The 18,011-nt window shown below is 60.6% G+C and carries 17 protein-coding genes; 12 read left to right on the top strand and 5 right to left on the bottom strand.

What is annotated here, in order from left to right:
- The first annotated feature begins 152 nt into the window (after positions 1-152).
- A complete protein-coding gene (locus ACQ4OB_RS18190; RefSeq protein WP_042932429.1) occupies positions 153-554 on the top strand; it encodes a lectin OAA family protein in 402 nt (133 codons plus the stop codon).
- 55 nt (positions 555-609) lie between these two features.
- Here the strand turns inward: ACQ4OB_RS18190 and asd are convergent, their stop codons facing one another.
- From asd to ACQ4OB_RS18175, 3 genes are all read right to left on the bottom strand, one after another.
- The gene (asd, locus tag ACQ4OB_RS18185; RefSeq protein WP_430956160.1) at positions 610-1,470 is read right to left on the bottom strand and encodes an archaetidylserine decarboxylase; all 861 of its coding nucleotides are present in this window, start codon (positions 1,468-1,470) and stop codon (positions 610-612) included.
- 18 nt (positions 1,471-1,488) lie between these two features.
- Positions 1,489-2,304, bottom strand: a complete 816-nt coding sequence (locus ACQ4OB_RS18180; RefSeq protein WP_074873175.1) for a rhodanese-like domain-containing protein — start codon at positions 2,302-2,304, stop codon at positions 1,489-1,491.
- A gap of 251 nt (positions 2,305-2,555) precedes the next feature.
- Positions 2,556-4,088, bottom strand: a complete 1,533-nt coding sequence (locus tag ACQ4OB_RS18175; RefSeq protein ID WP_430956159.1) for an HDOD domain-containing protein — start codon at positions 4,086-4,088, stop codon at positions 2,556-2,558.
- A 166-nt stretch (positions 4,089-4,254) separates the two neighbouring features.
- On the opposite strand from ACQ4OB_RS18175, the gene motA reads away from it, so the two are divergent.
- Positions 4,255-5,106 carry a flagellar motor stator protein MotA gene (motA, locus tag ACQ4OB_RS18170; RefSeq protein ID WP_074873180.1) on the top strand — a complete coding sequence of 284 codons (852 nt, stop codon included), beginning with the start codon at positions 4,255-4,257 and terminating at the stop codon, positions 5,104-5,106.
- A gap of 3 nt (positions 5,107-5,109) precedes the next feature.
- Positions 5,110-6,144: a flagellar motor protein MotB gene (motB, locus tag ACQ4OB_RS18165; RefSeq protein ID WP_074873183.1), complete on the top strand. Its 1,035-nt coding sequence runs from the start codon at positions 5,110-5,112 to the stop codon at positions 6,142-6,144.
- Positions 6,145-6,250: 106 nt separating this feature from the next.
- Here motB and rsgA read toward each other — a convergent pair whose 3' ends face one another.
- Positions 6,251-7,282 carry a small ribosomal subunit biogenesis GTPase RsgA gene (rsgA, locus tag ACQ4OB_RS18160; protein ID WP_074873186.1) on the bottom strand — a complete coding sequence of 344 codons (1,032 nt, stop codon included), beginning with the start codon at positions 7,280-7,282 and terminating at the stop codon, positions 6,251-6,253.
- Between the two features lie 107 nt (positions 7,283-7,389).
- Between rsgA and orn the strand changes: the two genes are divergently transcribed.
- Positions 7,390-7,932 (top strand): oligoribonuclease, encoded by a 543-nt coding sequence (orn, locus tag ACQ4OB_RS18155; protein WP_008035288.1) that lies wholly within the window; start codon positions 7,390-7,392, stop codon positions 7,930-7,932.
- A gap of 250 nt (positions 7,933-8,182) precedes the next feature.
- Positions 8,183-8,794, top strand: a complete 612-nt coding sequence (locus ACQ4OB_RS18150) for a trimeric intracellular cation channel family protein (RefSeq protein WP_008153267.1) — start codon at positions 8,183-8,185, stop codon at positions 8,792-8,794.
- 106 nt (positions 8,795-8,900) lie between these two features.
- Here the strand turns inward: ACQ4OB_RS18150 and queG are convergent, their stop codons facing one another.
- Positions 8,901-9,965, bottom strand: a complete 1,065-nt coding sequence (gene queG, locus ACQ4OB_RS18145) for a tRNA epoxyqueuosine(34) reductase QueG (RefSeq protein ID WP_430956158.1) — start codon at positions 9,963-9,965, stop codon at positions 8,901-8,903.
- A 63-nt stretch (positions 9,966-10,028) separates the two neighbouring features.
- On the opposite strand from queG, the gene ACQ4OB_RS18140 reads away from it, so the two are divergent.
- From ACQ4OB_RS18140 to hflX, 7 genes are all read left to right on the top strand, one after another.
- On the top strand, positions 10,029-11,528 hold the full coding sequence (locus tag ACQ4OB_RS18140; RefSeq protein WP_430956157.1) for an NAD(P)H-hydrate dehydratase: 1,500 nt from the start codon (positions 10,029-10,031) through the stop codon (positions 11,526-11,528).
- Complete coding sequence (gene tsaE / locus ACQ4OB_RS18135) at positions 11,516-11,986, top strand: tRNA (adenosine(37)-N6)-threonylcarbamoyltransferase complex ATPase subunit type 1 TsaE (protein ID WP_074873195.1); 471 nt, start codon at positions 11,516-11,518, stop codon at positions 11,984-11,986. Before ACQ4OB_RS18140 ends, tsaE begins: the two co-directional genes overlap by 13 nt.
- On the top strand, positions 11,987-13,414 hold the full coding sequence (locus ACQ4OB_RS18130) for an N-acetylmuramoyl-L-alanine amidase (RefSeq protein WP_074873198.1): 1,428 nt from the start codon (positions 11,987-11,989) through the stop codon (positions 13,412-13,414). It begins immediately after the preceding gene.
- Positions 13,411-15,321, top strand: a complete 1,911-nt coding sequence (mutL, locus tag ACQ4OB_RS18125) for a DNA mismatch repair endonuclease MutL (RefSeq protein WP_074873201.1) — start codon at positions 13,411-13,413, stop codon at positions 15,319-15,321. Before ACQ4OB_RS18130 ends, mutL begins: the two co-directional genes overlap by 4 nt.
- Positions 15,321-16,292 carry a tRNA (adenosine(37)-N6)-dimethylallyltransferase MiaA gene (gene miaA / locus ACQ4OB_RS18120; RefSeq protein ID WP_074873204.1) on the top strand — a complete coding sequence of 324 codons (972 nt, stop codon included), beginning with the start codon at positions 15,321-15,323 and terminating at the stop codon, positions 16,290-16,292. Before mutL ends, miaA begins: the two co-directional genes overlap by 1 nt.
- A 95-nt stretch (positions 16,293-16,387) precedes the next feature.
- Positions 16,388-16,648 carry an RNA chaperone Hfq gene (gene hfq, locus ACQ4OB_RS18115; RefSeq protein ID WP_007902656.1) on the top strand — a complete coding sequence of 87 codons (261 nt, stop codon included), beginning with the start codon at positions 16,388-16,390 and terminating at the stop codon, positions 16,646-16,648.
- Positions 16,649-16,660: 12 nt separating this feature from the next.
- Entirely contained in the window at positions 16,661-17,962 is a 1,302-nt protein-coding gene (gene hflX, locus ACQ4OB_RS18110; RefSeq protein ID WP_074873207.1) for a ribosome rescue GTPase HflX, read from the top strand.
- Positions 17,963-18,011: the final 49 nt, after the last annotated feature.

The following is an 18,011-nucleotide window of genomic DNA, read 5'->3' as shown; positions in this document are numbered from 1 at the left end:
TGTAGCAGCTATGGATTTTTACCGTTTGTCTGTCAGTCGAGTGTCATCCGGGCGTACTACTAATCTGACAGTCGTGCGACTGGATACGCACAGTCGTACGGCCTGCTGCCTACGCAGGGCAGGTCTCTTGTAACTTCAAGGAGATGAAGTTTATGTCTAGATACGTAGTGGCAAATCAATGGGGCGGTAGTTCGGCACCCTGGCATCCGGGCGGAGACTGGACGCTAGGCGCGCGGGACAACCAGAACGTTGTCGCGATCGAGATCAAATCGGGCGATGGCGGCAAGAGTTTCACCGGCACCATGACGTATGCGGGTGAAGGTCCCATTGGCTTCAAGGCTCAGCGCACGGGTCAGAACCAGTACAACGTTGAAAATCAGTGGGGCGGCAACGACGCTCCATGGCATCCGGGTGGCAAATGGGTCATCGGCGGCCGTGATAATCAGAACGTTGTGGCGTTGAGCGTGACCTCCAGTGATGGAGGGAAAAACCTCAGTGGCACCAATACCTACGCCAACGAAGGGCCAATCGGCTTCCGTGGACAGATAGAGTAACGGCACCACCGAAATGTCCGACCCCGCGAAGACGTTCGCGGGGTCGGATCAGTGATCAGTCTTTTGCCAGGCCCATGCCCTGGCCCATCTGCACCGGCGAACCGGCCGCCAGCTCTTCAGCCCACTTCACTTGATCAGGCCCGAACAGCACGACAGCGGTCGAACCCAGTTTGAAGCGACCCAGTTCTGCACCTTTCTCCAAATGGATCGGCGCACGGGCAGCTTCGTCGTAGCGGAAGGTTTTCAGCTCGCGTTTCGGCGGCGTGACCAGCCCGGCCCAGACGGTCTCGATCGACGCAACGATCATTGCGCCCACCAGCACCACGGCCATCGGCCCGCGCTCGGTGTCGAAAATGCACGCCACACGCTCGTTACGGGCGAACAGTTCCGGAACGTTTTCGGCGGTGGTCTGGTTGACCGAGAAGATCCGGCCCGGGATGTAGACCATCTCGCGCAAGGTGCCGGCCAACGGCATGTGCACGCGGTGGTAGTCCTTCGGCGACAGATAAATAGTCGCGAAATCGCCGCCCATGAACGGCGCTGCGTTGGCAGCGTCGCCGCCCAGCAATTCCAGCACGCTGAAGCTGTGGCCCTTGGCCTGGAACACGCGACCGTGTTCGATCGGGCCGAGTTGGCTGACCGCACCGTCGGCCGGGCTGAGGATCGCGCCAGGCGTCTCGTCCAGCGGGCGAGCGCCGTCCTTCAAGGCGCGGGTGAAGAATGCGTTGAAGTGTTCGTAGGCAGTCAGGTCTTCGACCAGCGCCTGGGACATGTCCACCTGATAACGCTTGGCGAACCAGGCGGTGAAGGCGTTCTTGAACCAGCGCACGCGGCATTCGGCAATGCAGCCGGCCAGGCGCGACAGCAAGTGATGGGGCAGCAGGTATTGGCTGAGGATAAACAAACGCTTATTCATTAACTGTCCTTAAAAACCTTAAAGCTCTACGGGCGTATCGGGATGGTTGCCCCATTCGCCCCAGGAACCGGCGTAGCCTTTGACCCGCGGATAACCGAGGGATTTGGCCACCAGATAGGTGAAGCCAGAACGATGGTGAGTCTGGCAGTGGGTAATCACTTCTTTGTCTTTGCTGATCCCGAGTTTTTCCAGGATCTGCGGCATGTCGGTGCGGATGCGCAGGTTGCGCGCCTGATCCATGCCCGCGGTCCATTCGAAATTGACCGCGCCGGGAATGTGCCCGCCCTTGGCTGCCAGGACTTTCTCACCGGAGTATTCCAGCGGCCCGCGTGCATCCCAGATCGCCAGGTCGGCGGCACCGAGACGGCTTTGCAGGTATTCGCGGGTGGCAGTGGGTTCGTCGTGCAGGGTCAACGCAACCGGGCCGCCGACCGGAGCCGGGATCTGGATCGACATGGGCAAGCCTTCTGCCAGCCAGGCCTTCAGGCCGCCGTCGACATAGTGGTACTTGCTGTGGCCGATGACATCCAGCAGCCAGATAAAGCGCCCGGCCCAACCGCCGCCTTCGTCGTCATAGACGACGTAGACCGCATCAGGGTTGTGTCCCAGCTCACCGAACAACGCTTCGAGCGCCGCTTGCGGCGGCATCAGTCCCGGCGCAGGCGCATGACCGAGTTGCGTGCGTTTCGGATCGACAAAACGCGCACCGGGGATATGCCCTTCGGCATAGCGGGCGCTGCTGGTCAGGTCTACCAGAATCAGTTCGCGGGCGTCGAGACGCGGGAGCAAGTCGCTCGGCTCGATCACCAGCGGCAAGCCAGAGAAGTCAGACATGTGAGGTCTCCAGAGCACAAAGGGGAGGATTGTATAGCAGCGTCATGAGGGCCTGTTATCAGTTATTTCGGCAGGGGAAACAACGGGGCTTGTAGCAGCTGTCGAGCCCCGGCGAGGCTGCGAAGCAGTCGTGAACCTGGCGAATGCGATCTGCCGGATATACCGCAATCCCTGATTTTACGACTGCTTCGCAGCCGAACGCAGCCTCGCCGGGGCTCGACAGCTGCTACAGGCCGATGCGGCTTTCGTTGCTAGCGGTGACTAAAGCTGTGCAGTGCCTTTTCGATGCACTGCGCGGTTTTGCCGAAGGCTTGTACGGTGATTTCAGAGAACGGTCCGCCGCCCTGATCCGCCACCACAATCATGATCACCCGGCCGTTATTGACCAGTGAGCGTAGCAGCAGGTGTTCGCCGCCGAACTGCGAGCGCAGGCTGGCCGGCAGCATGGCCGAGAATTGTGCGTTGTTGGTCGGCGTCAGGTGCACCTGGGCTTGTTGCGAGAGCAGGCGTTGCAGCACGGTGCTTTGGCTGACGACAAAATTCAGGCCGGCCGCTTCCTTTGGCAGCCCGGCCGTCTGGTGCACTCGCAGATTGGCGTGGGTGCGGTCGGCCATCAGGATCATCACCCGACGCATGCCGCACGCGACCAAAGCGTCCCGGGCAGACGTGGTCAAGTGCATGGCATTGGTGAAGCGGCTGGGCTCGACCAGCAGCTCGGCGCATTGTCTGCGCCATTTCGCCAGGTCTTCGGCGGTCGGCGCCGGGGCCGGCAGCAAGCCTGCGTGCACGCGGTTCATGCCCCACGGCCAGATCAGCGAAACGGCGGGGTGCCAAAGGTCTGGCATGGCGTGATGGCGGGCGCTGTTGGCGGCCTGTTGGTGCAACTGCTGCTGCACTTCGTCCATCGGCATTTGCAGGTAAAGGCTGGTCAGGAACTGCCAGCGCTCACTGTGTGGACTGTTCCAGGACTGCTGCGCCGACAGCGCCAGACCGTTGGCCAGCAGCACCGTATTGGCCGGCTGATTGAGCCAGCGACGCAGCGTCGGGTCGTCATCGAGGCGGTTCTGCTGGCGCAATGGATGATCGCTGTCGCGCGCGATGCGCAGCACTTTCACCAGCTCACGCTGCTCGTTGAGCAGCAGCCGATAACCCTGCTGCACCCAGATCGGCAGGCGCCAGATGTCCACGAGCGCCAGGCAGATTTCCAGCAGACGCGTGCCGAACAATTGCTTTTCAACGTTGTGTGCCGACTCGCCTTTGTGCATGACCCGCAGCTCCCACTCTTCGAGCAACTGCGGATGAGTCAATGCCATCGGCCACAGTGGCGAGAGAAACAGCAGGCTGCCCCAGTGGATGTCCTGCCACAGTCGCGCCAGGCGACTGGCGAAAAAACCGTTGGCCTGTTGGGTCGCGTGCTGGCTGATCAGCTGCAGCTGACGCAGGGCAATCGGGATCTCCGATTGCGGCAGGGCAGGCAACCGGGCGAGCAGTTCTTCGGTGCGTTTCAAACCGAGGCGATTGATCGCCACCTCAAGGTTTTCCGCAGGTTCGGTCATGCTGCCATGGGTGTGGCGATTGGCTTCGCGAATCACGCTCAAGGCCAGCGCCGGGCTGTCCTGTATCAGTTCGGCGATATCGCGCAGAGAGCTGCGACTGTTGGCGATGGCCTTGCAGACACGGTCATGACTGGCTTGCGGAACCGGCAGGCGCACGCCATCGAGAAGCTTGACCCAGCCTTCGAGAGTGGTCGGTTTTGGAATTGGAACGTTCGTTTCGTTAGCCATGTCTGGACGCGATCACCGTCTGCATTACCTATGCCCGGAGCGGGCCAAATTGGCTTTTCGCCTGAACTGGCTATAGTCTGGCGCAGTTTTGCCGATAAGTAGAAGAAGAGATTTTTTAACTTCCGAATATGACCTTGAACCCGACTCAGTAAGTGCTCTCCTACCTATGGCTAAAATAATCGGCATCATCGTCGTATTCGCGAGCGTGCTCGGCGGATACGTGCTCTCCCACGGCAAAATTGCCGCCCTGATTCAGCCCTTCGAGGTGTTGATTATTGGTGGTGCGGCCCTCGGCGCATTCCTCCAGGCCAACCCCAGTTACATGACCATGCACGTGCTCAAGAAATCCCTGGGCATGTTCACTTCGCGTTTCAGCCACACGTTCTATCTGGAAGTGCTGGGCCTGATCTACGAGATCCTCAACAAGAGCCGCCGCGAAGGCATGATGGCCATCGAAGGCGACATCGAAGACGCTGCTGCGAGCCCGATCTTCGCCAAGTATCCGGCCGTGCTCAAAGACGAACGCATGACCGCATTCATCTGCGATTACCTGCGCATCATGTCCTCCGGCAACATGGCGCCCCATGAGCTTGAAGGCCTGTTCGACATGGAGCTTTACAGCCTCAAGGAAGACCTCGAGCATCCGTCCCACGCGGTGAACGGTATTGCCGACGCCATGCCCGGTTTCGGTATCGTCGCGGCGGTACTGGGTATCGTGGTGACCATGGCTTCGCTGGGTGAAGGCGATCAGAAATCCATCGGCCTGCACGTCGGTGCGGCCCTCGTCGGTACCTTCTTCGGTATTCTCGCCGCGTACGGTTTCTTCGGTCCGCTGGCCCACTCCCTGGCCCACGATGCCAAGGAAGAACTCAACGTCTACGAAGCCATCAAAGCCTCGCTGGTCGCTTCGGCTTCCGGTATGCCGCCATCGCTGGCGGTGGAGTTCGGTCGTAAAGTTCTGTACCCGGCGCACCGTCCTAGCTTCGCTGAGCTGGAACAAGCGGTTCGCGGACGTTAAGGCATGGAAAATAACCAGCCGATAATCATCAAGCGCGTCAAGCGCATCGCCGGCGGGCATCACGGGGGCGCCTGGAAAATCGCCTTCGCCGACTTCGCGACGGCGATGATGGCGTTCTTCCTGGTGCTGTGGCTGCTGTCCACCGCAACGCCTGAACAGAAGATCGCCATCGCCGGTTACTTCAAGGACCCGGTCGGCTTTTCCGAAAGCGGCACGCCGTACATCATCGACCTGGGCGGCACACCGACCCTGGCGCCGGAGAGCACGCTCAACCCCGAGGTGAAATCCCAGCCGCAGCCAGACAAGGTGACCATCGACGCCGAGCAGGTTGAGGGCATGGCCGAACAGGTCGAGAAGGAACGTCTCGAGCTGTTGCTGCAAGAACTGCAGAACAAGGTCGAAGAGAACCCGCAACTGAAGAAATTCAAAGACCAGATCCTGTTCGAAATTACATCGGATGGTTTGCGCATCCAGATCGTGGATGCCGAAAACCGGCCGATGTTCGACTCAGGCTCAGCGCGTTTGAAGCCGTACTTCGAAGACATCCTCCTGGCCATGGCCGACACCATCAAAGCGGTGCCGAACAAGATCAGCATCAGCGGCCACACCGATGCCAAGCCGTATTCGGGCACGGGTGATTTCGGTAACTGGGAACTCTCGGCCAACCGCGCCAACGCAGCACGTCGTGCGCTGGTCGCAGGTAGTTATCCAGACACTCAGGTGGCGCGGGTCGTCGGTTATGCCTCGTCAGCCCTGTTCGATCGCAAGAACCCGTTCAACCCGGTCAACCGCCGTATCGACATCGTGGTGCTGACCAAGAAAGCCCAGCGTGCCATAGAAGGTTCGCAAGGTGCGGAACCGGCTCCAGAGCCAGCGCCGACACAAGGGCAGGGCGGCCCGGGCGAAGTGCCCGCCACGCCAGCCGATCCGAATGCGCTGCCGGCGGATAAAGAGCCGTTGCCGGCGCATGAGCTTCGGCAGCGGTTGAATCTGTTCGAGGATCCGGCACCGAAGCCGGGTGAGCCGCCGAAGCAGTGACCCATGAAAAAGCCGACAGTGATGTCGGCTTTTTTTTGCGGCTTTCACTGGTTTGGAAGCCACTTCATTTTCAGTGTGTGCACGGTCCCACAGGTTTTGTGCCGGTCTAGTAGCTGGTTTCCGGCAAACTCGCGATGATCGAGCGATAGCTGTTCATCCGTTGCTGCTGCACGCGGCCTTCTTCCAGGGCCTTGAGCAATGCGCAACCCGGCTCGCGGTCGTGCTTGCAGTCGCGGAAGCGGCAGGTGCCGATCAGGTCGTTGAACTCGATGAAGCCAGCTTCGACGTCGGCACGGCTGACGTGGCCCAGGCCGAATTCGCGGATACCCGGGGAGTCGATCAACTCACCGCCGCCGGGGAAGTGGAACAGCCGCGCGGTCGTGGTGGTGTGAGTGCCCTGGCCGGACAGCTCGGACAGCGGGCCGACACGGGCTTCGACTTCCGGCAGCAGAGTGTTGACCAGCGAGGATTTGCCGACGCCGGATTGGCCGACGAATACGCTGATGTGCCCGTCCAGTTGTGCCTGCAATTGCTCCATGCCATTGCCGTGGTGGGCCGAGACTTCCAGCACCGGGTAACCCAGCGTGCGGTAAACCGCCAGCAAGGCATTCAACGCCGGGGCGTTCTGCTCGTCGATCAGGTCGAACTTGTTGAGCAGCAGCAGCGGACGAATCCCGGCGTGCTCAGCGGCGACCAGATAACGGTCGATCAGGTTGGCATGGGGCTCGGGCAGCGGCGCGAAGACGATGACGATCATGTCGACGTTGGCGGCGACAGGCTTGAGCTGGCCACGGCTGTCCGGACGGCAGAGTTCGGTTTTACGCGGCAGTTGCGCCACGATCACGCCGATACCCTGGTTGCCGGCACGCCAGACCACCTGATCGCCGGTCACCAGCGCAGGCAGGTTGGCGCGCAAATGGCAGCGGAACACCTGGCCGGCCAGATCGCCATCGAGGGCTTCGACTTCGACCTGCACACCGAAGTGCGCGATCACCAGGCCGGTTTGTTCCGGACCCAGGTCGCCACCTTCAAGTGCCTCGACAGCCGAGGACTCGCGTTTGGCGGCGCGGGCAGCGCGTTCGCCCTGAATCTTTTCGATGCGCCAGTTTTGACGACGATTGAGTTGGCGTTTGGCCATGGGTGTTCCGTATCAAGAATGCAGCGATTAGGTAAAACGGCCGCGAGTTTAGCACGCCCGGCCGCCGCCCTAGGCTAAACTGCGCAGCATTGCCTAGGAGCCGACACATGCAAAACCCGCAGAATCTGATCTGGATCGACCTGGAAATGACCGGTCTGAACCCTGATACCGACGTCATCATCGAAATGGCCACCATCGTCACCGACAGTGACCTGAACACCTTGGCCGAAGGTCCGGTGATCGCCATCCACCACAGCGACGAAATTCTCGCTGGCATGGATGAGTGGAACACCCGTCAACACGGCGGCTCCGGGCTGACCCAGCGGGTTCGCGACAGCCGTATCAGCATGGCCGAAGCCGAAGCCGAAACCATCGCCTTCCTGGAAAAATGGGTGCCGAAGGGCAAATCGCCGATCTGTGGCAACAGCATCTGCCAGGACCGTCGCTTCCTTTATACGCACATGAAATCCCTGGAAAGCTTCTTCCACTACCGCAACCTCGACGTATCGACTCTTAAAGAGTTGGCCGCACGCTGGGCGCCGGACGTGCGCGACAGCTTCAAAAAGGGCAGCACTCACCTGGCCCTGGACGACATTCGCGAATCGATCGCCGAGCTGCAGCACTATCGCAAGCATTTCATCAAGTTCTGATGCAGAGCGGTGAGGGCTTTTGTGGCGAGGGGGCTTGTCGAAACGTCGCACCGCCCCGTTCGGCTGCGAAGCAGTCGTAAATCGGCTGGCGCGTACTGCCTGACAAAACACGGTGCCAGGTTTTGGGGCCGCTACGCGACCCAACGGGGGCAAGCCCCCTCGCCACAGGTATGCGTGAATGCTTCGACGCTCTCTTTTGGTACCTCAGCGAAGTGAGTAGACTGCGCGCCTTCTTGCAAGGACCGCCACCATGTTGCTGATGCTTTACCTGATTGCCATCACCGCCGAAGCCATGACCGGTGCCCTGTCTGCCGGTCGTCGCGGGATGGACTGGTTTGGCGTGGTGCTGATTGCCTGCGTCACGGCGTTGGGCGGCGGTTCGGTGCGTGACGTGCTGCTCGGCCATTACCCGCTGACGTGGGTCAAACACCCGGAATACCTGGTGCTGACCTCGGTGGCAGCGATGTTCACGGTCTTCGCTGCACGCTGGATGCGCCACCTGCGCTCGCTGTTTCTGGTGCTCGACGCCGTGGGCCTGGTGGCATTCACCCTGATCGGCTGCATGACCGCGCTGGAAATGGGCCACGGCATGCTGGTGGCCTCGGTCAGCGGTGTGATCACCGGGGTTTTCGGCGGCATCCTGCGCGACATCTTCTGCAACGACATCCCGCTGATCTTCCGCCGCGAACTCTACGCCAGCGTCTCGTTCGCCGCGGCGTGGTGCTACATGCTGTGCATTTACCTGCAATTGCCGGGGGAACAGGCGATTTTGATCACCTTGTTTGGCGGCTTCCTGCTGCGGTTACTGGCGATCCGTTTTCACTGGGAAATGCCTAAATTCGTCTACAACGACGAAGCCTGACATCGCGCAGCCTTTGTAGCAGCTGCCGAAGGCTGCGTTCGAGGCCGCAGGACTCGCTTTGCAGGATGACGACTGCTTTGCAGCCGAACGCAGCCTTCGGCAGCTGCTACACAAGTCCGTGTTGTTTCAGAGCCCATTCCACGTGTTCGCGGACCAGTTCTGAAGGGTATTCGCGCCGCGCCTTCAACGCTTCCAGCACCGGAATGCTCGACGGGGCATTGCCCAGGCCAACCGCCAGGTTTCGCAACCAACGCTCATAACCCGCCCGGCGTAACGGCGAACCTTCAGTGCTGCTGAGAAACTTCTCCTCATCCCACATGAACAGCTCTGCCAACTCCGCGTTGTCCAGATTGTGCCGTGGCTTGAAGTCGCTTTCGCCGGAGGGGCGGGCGAAGCGGTTCCACGGGCAGACGATCTGGCAGTCATCACAGCCAAATACCCGATTGCCGATCAGTGGCCGCAGATCTTCCGGGATCGCGCTTTTCAGTTCGATAGTCAGGTAGGAAATACAGCGTCGGGCATCCAGCACGTACGGGCCGACGAAGGCGTTGGTCGGGCAGATGTCGAGGCACGCGGTGCAACGGCCGCAGTGTTCGGTGCTGTGTGGCGGGTCAACCGGCAGCGGCAGGTCGACAAACAGTTCGCTCAGAAAGAAGTAACTGCCGGCCTTTCGATTCAAGACCAGGGTGTTTTTGCCGATCCATCCAAGACCAGCCTGTTCCGCGATGGCTTTTTCCAGCACCGGCGCGCTGTCGACGAAGGCGCGGAAACCAAACGGGCCGATTTCGGCCTGAATTTTATCGGCCAGTTGTTGCACGCGTTTACGGATCAATTTGTGGTAATCGCGGCCCAAGGCGTAACGCGAGACGTAGGCTTTTTCCGTTTGTGCCAGACGTTTGGCCATTTCGGTATCGCCCGGCAGGTAGTCCATGCGCAGGGAAACCACCCGAAGCGTGCCGGGCACCAGCTCTTCCGGGTGTGAGCGTTTGCTGCCGTGGGCGCCCATGTAGTCCATTTCGCCGTGGTAGCCGGCCGCGAGCCAGCGCTCCAGGTGCTGCTCATGCTCGGCCAGGTCGAGGCCGCTGATGCCGACTTGCTGAAAGCCCAGCTCGCGGCCCCAGTCCTTGATGGATTGGGCGAGGGCGGGCAGGTCTGTGGTAATTGCGGGCATGAGGCGAGAGAAACCGGAGCTGAGGTGCGTATAATTCTGCCAGACATCGGAGCCCGAAGACGCATGCCGCACACTAAAGATGATTTACCCGACGCGCTGTATAGCGCCGCGCAAGTGCGAGCCCTCGATGCGAGCCTGATCGCGGCCGGCACACCGGGCTTCGAATTGATGCAGCGCGCGGCGCGGGCGACCTGGCGTGCGCTGGTCCGCCATTGGCCGTCGGCGAATGAATTGAGTGTCGTGGCCGGTCATGGCAATAACGCTGGCGACGGTTATCTGGTGGCCGTGCTGGCCCGACGTGCTGGCTGGCATGTGCGGGTGTTCGCGGTCGGTGATCCCAAGCGTTTACAAGGTGATGCGGCATTGGCCCATGCCGAGGCTGTGTCTGAAGGTGTCGCGGTTCAAGCCTGGAGCGCGCAGTCCGAATTGCGCGGTGTCGTGCTGGATGCCTTGCTCGGCACCGGTCTGACGGGGGAGGTGCGAGAGCCCTACGCTGGCGCCATCGCGGCGATCAACGGCAGCGGGTTGCCAGTTGCGGCGGTGGATATCCCTTCGGGGTTGTGCGCTGATACCGGCCGAATACTCGGCGCGGCGGTGCGGGCGGACCTGACGGTGACGTTCATCGGCCTGAAACTGGGTCTGTTCACCGGCGATGCTGCGGACGTGGTCGGCGAGTTGGTATTCAACGATCTGCAGGCCTCCCCCGAATCGTTTAATGGAGTCGCCATCAGTGCGCGTCGCCTGACGGCCAGTTCCTTGCCGCGTCTGACGGGCCGTGCTCCAACCTCCCATAAAGGCAAATTCGGCCACGTCCTGCTGATCGGCGGCGATCGCGGCTTTGGTGGCGCCATCTTGCTGAGCGCGCAAAGTGCCCTGCGCAGCGGTGCGGGCATGGTGTCTGTGGCGACGCGCAGTGAACATGTTCCGGCCGCGCTGGCGAGAATTCCTGAAGCCATGGTGTTGGGCACTTCGTCGGCCAATCAACTGATGGAACTGCTGCAAAAGGTTTCCGTGCTGGTGGTCGGCCCAGGCTTGGGTCAGGCTTCCTGGGGGCGCAGCCTTTTGTCGGCGGCTGCCACTGCGCCGCTGCCGCAAGTCTGGGACGCCGATGCATTGAATCTGCTGGCCACAGAGCACGTGAGCTTGCCCAGGGATTGTGTGATCACCCCGCATCCGGGCGAGGCGGCGCGCTTGTTGGGGATAAGCACTGCCCAAGTGCAGGCCGATCGTCCTGCGGCGGCTCACGCATTGAGCAAAAAATATACAGCTGTCGTGGTGCTGAAAGGCGCCGGCAGCTTGATCGCCAGCCCCGATGGGCGATTGGCGTTGTGTCATCAGGGTCATCCGGCCATGGCCACCGCCGGTTTGGGTGATGTGCTGGCCGGTCTGGTCGGCGCGTTGCTGGCGCAAGGCATGGCAGCGTTCGACGCCGCCTGCCTGGCCGTCTGGCTGCACGCCAATGCTGGCGCGCAAGAAGGTAAATCGGGCCGTGGGCTGGCGGCCAGTGATCTGATTCCAGCCATTCGTCAGTTGTTGGAGGAGCAAACACCGTGTCTGAAGTAACCCTGTACCTGGCTGATGAAGAGGCGATGACTGCGTTTGGCGCACGCATCGCACAAACCACTGAAGGGCACGGTCTGATTTTTCTCGAGGGTGATCTGGGCGCGGGGAAAACCACGCTGTCCCGGGGCATCATCAGGGGGCTGGGGCATCAAGGGTCGGTAAAAAGCCCTACGTTTACTTTGGTCGAACCCTACGAGATTGGTGACATCCGTGCCTTCCATTTCGACCTCTATCGCTTGGTCGACCCTGAGGAGTTGGAGTACCTCGGCATCCGCGACTATTTCGAAGACGACGCGTTGTGCTTGATCGAGTGGCCCGAAAAGGGTGCAGGCTTTTTGCCAAAGCCCGACCTGACCATTACCATTAGCCCGCAAGATGGCGGGCGTTCGCTGAAAATTTTGTCCCAGGGCTCGCGTGGCGAGTCGTGGTGTGCCGCTTTGGCATTGGAAACCAATTAAATGATGGGGTTAGGTATGCGCTTTCGCGCGATGGTAGCTGCCGTAGGATTGTTGTTTTTGGCGGTGACCGTCGATGCTGTGGCCGAGACGAAGGTCAACAGCGTTCGCCTGTGGCGGGCTCCGGACAACACGCGACTGGTGTTCGACCTGACCGGGCCTGTCCAGCACAGCGTCTTTACCCTGACCGCCCCGGATCGGCTGGTCATCGACATCAATGGCGCGACTCTGGGGGCGCCGCTGAACGTCAACAGCTCGAACACTCCGATCACCGCCATGCGCTCGGCTCAACGTACGCCAACCGATCTGCGGGTGGTCATCGACCTGAAAAAAGCCGTGACGCCGAAAAGTTTTACCCTGGCGCCAAACGCCCAGTACGGCAATCGCCTGGTGGTCGACTTGTTCGACAACGCTGCCGATGCCGCGCCAATTCCGGCGCCGACCAACGTCGCGACGGTAGCCCCGGTGCCGGTCACTCCGGTGGAGCCTCCGGTCAAGCTGCCGCCAGCCCCGGCCGGCAAGCGCGACATTATTGTCGTCATCGATGCCGGTCACGGCGGCGAAGACCCGGGTGCCTCCGGCTCTCGCGGTCAGCGTGAAAAAGACGTGGTACTGGCCATCGCCCGTGAACTGCAGCGTCAGGTCAACGGCATGAAAGGCTTCCGCGCCGAACTGACCCGCACCGGCGACTATTTCATCCCGTTGCGCGGCCGTACCGAAATCGCCCGCAAGAAGGGCGCCGACCTGTTCGTTTCGATCCACGCCGACGCCGCGCCTTCGGCCGCAGCCTTCGGTGCCTCGGTGTTCGCCCTGTCTGATCGCGGCGCTACCTCGGAAACGGCCCGTTGGCTGGCTGATAGCGAAAACCGTTCCGACTTGATCGGTGGTGCCGGCAACGTCAGCCTTGACGACAAGGACCGCATGCTGGCGGGCGTGCTGCTTGACCTGTCGATGACCGCGTCGCTGACCTCTAGCCTGAACGTCGGCCAGAAAGTGCTGAGCAACATCGGCCGCGTCACGCCGTTGCATAAACAGCGGGTGGAGCAGGCCGGGTTCATGGTGCTGAAGTCGCCGGACATTCCATCGATCCTGGTGGAAACCGGGTTCATCTCCAACGCCAACGAAGCGTCCAAGCTTGCCGCAGCGAACCACCAGCAAGCGCTGGCGCGTTCGATCAGCAGCGGCGTGCGCCAGTTCTTCCAGCAGAACCCGCCGCCAGGCACCTACATTGCCTGGCTGCGCGACTCCGGCGGGATCGCCCAAGGCCCGCGTGACCATCGGGTGAACCCCGGCGAGACGCTGGCGATGATTGCCGTGCGATATCAGGTTTCTCCGGCCACGCTGCGCAGCGCCAACAAGCTGTCGAGTGATGAGCTCAAGGTCGGTCAGCACTTGACCATCCCTGGCACTGAGCTGGCGGCCAAAGAATGAACCAGGTGCTGACCAATACGGCTCGTATCGAGCTGCTCAGCCCGCGACTGGCGAACCAGATTGCCGCCGGTGAGGTGGTTGAGCGCCCGGCTTCGGTGATCAAGGAACTGCTGGAAAACAGCCTCGACTCCGGCGCCAGGCGTATCGATGTCGATGTGGAGCAGGGCGGCGTCAAGTTGCTGCGGGTGCGCGACGATGGCAGCGGCATTTCTGCCGATGACCTGCCGCTGGCCCTGGCGCGACACGCCACCAGCAAGATCCGCAATCTGGAAGACCTCGAGCAGGTCATGAGCCTTGGCTTTCGCGGTGAGGCACTCGCGTCGATCAGCTCTGTGGCGCGCCTGACCCTGACATCCCGCACCAAAGACGCTGATCAGGCCTGGCAGGTCGAAACCGAAGGCCGGGACATGGCGCCTCGCGTGCAGCCGGCGGCCCATCCGGTGGGCACCTCGGTGGAAGTGCGTGACTTGTTTTTCAACACTCCGGCACGCCGCAAGTTTCTCAAAACCGAAAAAACCGAATTCGATCACCTGCAAGAAGTGATCAAGCGTCTGGCGCTGGCACGTTTCGACGTGGCGTTCCATCTGCGCCACAACGGCAAGACCATCCTCAGTCTGCATGAAGCCCATGACGACGCGGCCCGTGCCCGGCGTGTGGCGGCGATTTGCGGTTCGGGTTTCCTCGAGCAGGCGCTGCCGATCGAGATCGAACGCAATGGCCTGCATTTGTGGGGCTGGGTCGGTTTGCCGACGTTCAACCGCAGCCAGGCGGACTTGCAGTACTTCTTCGTAAATGGCCGCGCCGTACGCGACAAACTGGTGGCCCACGCGGTGCGCCAGGCTTACCGCGATGTGCTGTTCAACGGTCGGCACCCGACCTTCGTGTTGTTTTTCGAAGTCGATCCGGCAGGCGTTGACGTCAACGTGCACCCGACCAAGCACGAAGTGCGCTTCCGTGACGGACGCATGGTTCACGATTTCCTCTACGGCACCCTGCACCGCGCCTTGGGCGATGTGCGGCCGGAAGACCATTTGGCCGCGCCTGTCGCGACGGCCATCGTTCGGCCGACCGGCATTGATGCTGGCGAATTCGGTCCACAGGGCGAAATGCGTCTGGCGGCCAATGCCTTGCTGGAACAGCCTCAAGCCCAGCCGTCGTTCAATACGCCGGCCGGCTCGGGCGCGGGTGCCGGTTATCAATATCAGTACTCGCCACGGCCTCAATCCGGTGTGCCGGTTGCTGAGGCCCAGGCAGCGTATCGTGAGTTTTTTGCACCATTGCCAGAAGCCAACGCGGTAGCGCTGCCAGCCGGGCAGGACGACATTCCGCCGCTGGGTTATGCGCTGGCGCAGCTCAAAGGCATCTACATTCTTTCGGAAAACGCCCAGGGCCTGGTGCTGGTGGACATGCACGCGGCTCATGAGCGGATCATGTACGAGCGCCTGAAAATCGCCATGGCCAGCGAAGGCCTGAGCGGTCAGCCGCTGCTGGTGCCGGAGTCGCTGGCGGTCAGTCAGCGTGAAGCCGATTGCGCCGAAGAACACGTCGCGTGGTTCCAGCGCCTGGGCTTTGAATTGCAGCGTCTGGGCCCGGAATCCCTGGCGATCCGGCAGATTCCGGCCTTGCTCAAGCAAGCTGAAGCCAATCGATTGGTCAGTGACGTTCTGGCGGACTTGATGGAATACGGCACCAGCGACCGGATTCAGGCGCACCTGAACGAACTGCTCGGCACCATGGCCTGCCACGGCGCGATTCGGGCGAATCGGCGTCTGGCGATCCCCGAAATGAACGGTCTGCTGCGCGATATGGAAAACACCGAACGCAGCGGTCAATGCAACCATGGCCGACCGACCTGGACCCAACTGGGCCTGGACGATCTGGACAAACTGTTCTTGCGCGGTCGTTGATGAACCAGCTCCCTCCTGCGATTTTCCTGATGGGCCCGACCGCCGCCGGCAAGACCGACCTGGCTATCGAACTCACCAAAGTCTTGCCGTGTGAGCTGATCAGCGTCGATTCGGCGCTGGTCTACCGTGGCATGGACATCGGCACCGCCAAGCCTTCAAAAGAGCTTCTGGCTGAATTTCCACACCGTTTGATCGATATTCTTGATCCGGCAGAGAGCTATTCGGCCGCCGATTTCCGTCGCGATGCCCTCGAAGCCATGGCCGAGATCACCGCGCGGGGCAAAATTCCGCTGCTGGTGGGCGGCACAATGCTCTATTACAAGGCTTTGGTCGAAGGTCTGGCAGACATGCCGGCGGCTGACCCGGCCATTCGCGCACAGATCGAAGAAGAGGCCGCACGCCTTGGCTGGCAAGCCTTGCACGATCAATTGGCAGTCATCGATCCGCAATCTGCGGCGCGTATTCATCCGAACGATCCGCAGCGACTGAGTCGAGCGCTGGAAGTTTATCGCGTCAGTGGTCAGAGCATGACTGCACTCAGGTTGCAACAATCTGCGCAAAGTACTGAAGCAGCCGCCTCTGGACTGCAACAATTGCCCTATACTGTCGCGAACTTGGCCATTGCTCCGGCAAATCGCCAGGTACTGCACGAGCGAATTAAACAAAGATTCACGAATATGTTGGAACAGGGATTCATCGACGAGGTCGTAGCCCTGCGAGATAGAGGTGACCTGCATTCGGGGATGCCGTCTATACGTGCAGTAGGCTACCGACAAGTCTGGGATTACCTGGATGGCAAGCTGACGCAAGCCGAGATGCAGGAGCGTGGAATCATTGCCACGCGCCAATTGGCGAAGCGCCAGTTCACCTGGCTGCGCAGTTGGGCTGATTTACATTGGTTGGACAGCCTCGATTGCGACAATCTGCCGCGCGCCTTGAAATACCTTGGGACCATCTCCATATTGAGCTGAGTCCTTGCAATTGCCGTCTATCCTTGGGGGTGTGACGGCCACAAGTCATCTGATTACCTATTTTTTAATATTGAATCCTTAAAGGAGTGCGGCACATGTCAAAAGGGCATTCGCTACAAGACCCTTACTTGAATACTTTACGTAAAGAGAAAGTGGGGGTTTCCATCTATCTGGTCAACGGGATCAAGCTGCAAGGCACGATCGAGTCTTTCGACCAGTTCGTTATCCTGCTGAAAAACACCGTCAGCCAGATGGTTTACAAACACGCTATCTCTACAGTGGTGCCGGTTCGTCCAATTCGTCTGCCTAGCGCAACCGAATCCGAAGCAGGTGATGCTGAGCCAGGTAACGCCTGATAGGAGTCTCCTTTGTTCTTTGAGCGCCACGGTGGTGGTGAGCGAGTGATCCTCGTTCACTTGGATGGACAGGACCCTGAGGCGCGCGAAGATCCGCAGGAGTTTCAGGAATTGGCTAATTCGGCCGGCGCCGAGACCGTTGCGTTTTTTAACGTGCCGCGTCATCGGCCAACCGCCAAATTCCTGATTGGCAGCGGCAAGGTCGAAGAGTTGCGCGACCTGGTCCATGCCAAAGAGGCCGATCTGGTCATCTTCAATCACATCCTCACGCCCAGTCAGGAACGTAACCTCGAACGTGTTTTCGAGTGTCGCGTGATCGACCGTACCGGTCTGATTCTCGATATTTTCGCCCAGCGCGCCCGTACCCATGAAGGCAAGCTCCAGGTAGAACTGGCCCAGCTTGATCACATGAGCACCCGGCTGGTTCGTGGCTGGACCCACCTTGAGCGTCAGGGTGGCGGTATCGGTATGCGTGGCCCGGGTGAAACCCAGCTGGAAACCGACCGCCGTTTGCTGCGGGTACGCCTGCGACAGATCAAGGGCCGACTGGAAAAAGTACGCAGTCAGCGCGAACAGTCGCGACGCGGCCGTTCGCGTGCGGATATTCCTACCGTGTCCCTTGTGGGCTATACCAACGCCGGCAAATCCACGCTCTTCAATAACGTCACGAAATCCGACGTTTACGCGGCTGACCAGTTGTTTGCCACGCTGGACCCGACCTTGCGCCGTCTGGAACTCGACGACCTGGGGCCGATTGTCCTGGCCGATACGGTGGGTTTCATACGCCACTTGCCCCACAAACTGGTCGAGGCATTTCGGTCTACGCTCGAAGAGTCGAGCAACTCAGACCTGCTGTTGCACGTGATCGATGCGGCCGAACCGGATCGCATGTTGCAGATCGAGCAGGTGATGGTGGTGCTGGGCGAGATTGGTGCCCAGGACTTGCCGATCCTCGAGGTCTATAACAAACTCGATTTGCTTGAAGGCGTTGAGCCACAAATCCAGCGAGACGAAAACGGTAAGCCTCAACGGGTCTGGCTGTCGGCGCGTGATGGCAGTGGTCTGGAATTGCTTGAGCAAGCCATTGCCGAGTTGCTGGGCAGTGAGTTGTTTATCGGTACCTTGCGTTTGCCGCAACGATTCGCTCGACTGCGTGCGCAGTTTTTCGAGCTCGGAGCGGTGCAGAAAGAAGAACACGACGAAGAAGGTGTCAGCTTGCTGGCCGTTCGATTACCGCGCTCGGAGCTCAATCGGCTGGTCAGCCGTGAAGGCGTTGTGCCGACAGAGTTCATCGAACAACACACTTTGCAATAAAAGCCTGAAAAAGCGGTTGTGCCGCGGTGACAGGCATTCTGTAGCATTG

Origin of the sequence: Pseudomonas sp. ES4, from assembly GCF_050586665.1 — a bacterium.
GTDB classification, from domain to species: domain Bacteria; phylum Pseudomonadota; class Gammaproteobacteria; order Pseudomonadales; family Pseudomonadaceae; genus Aquipseudomonas; species Aquipseudomonas frederiksbergensis.
This window is presented reverse-complemented; position numbering and strand designations above follow the sequence as displayed.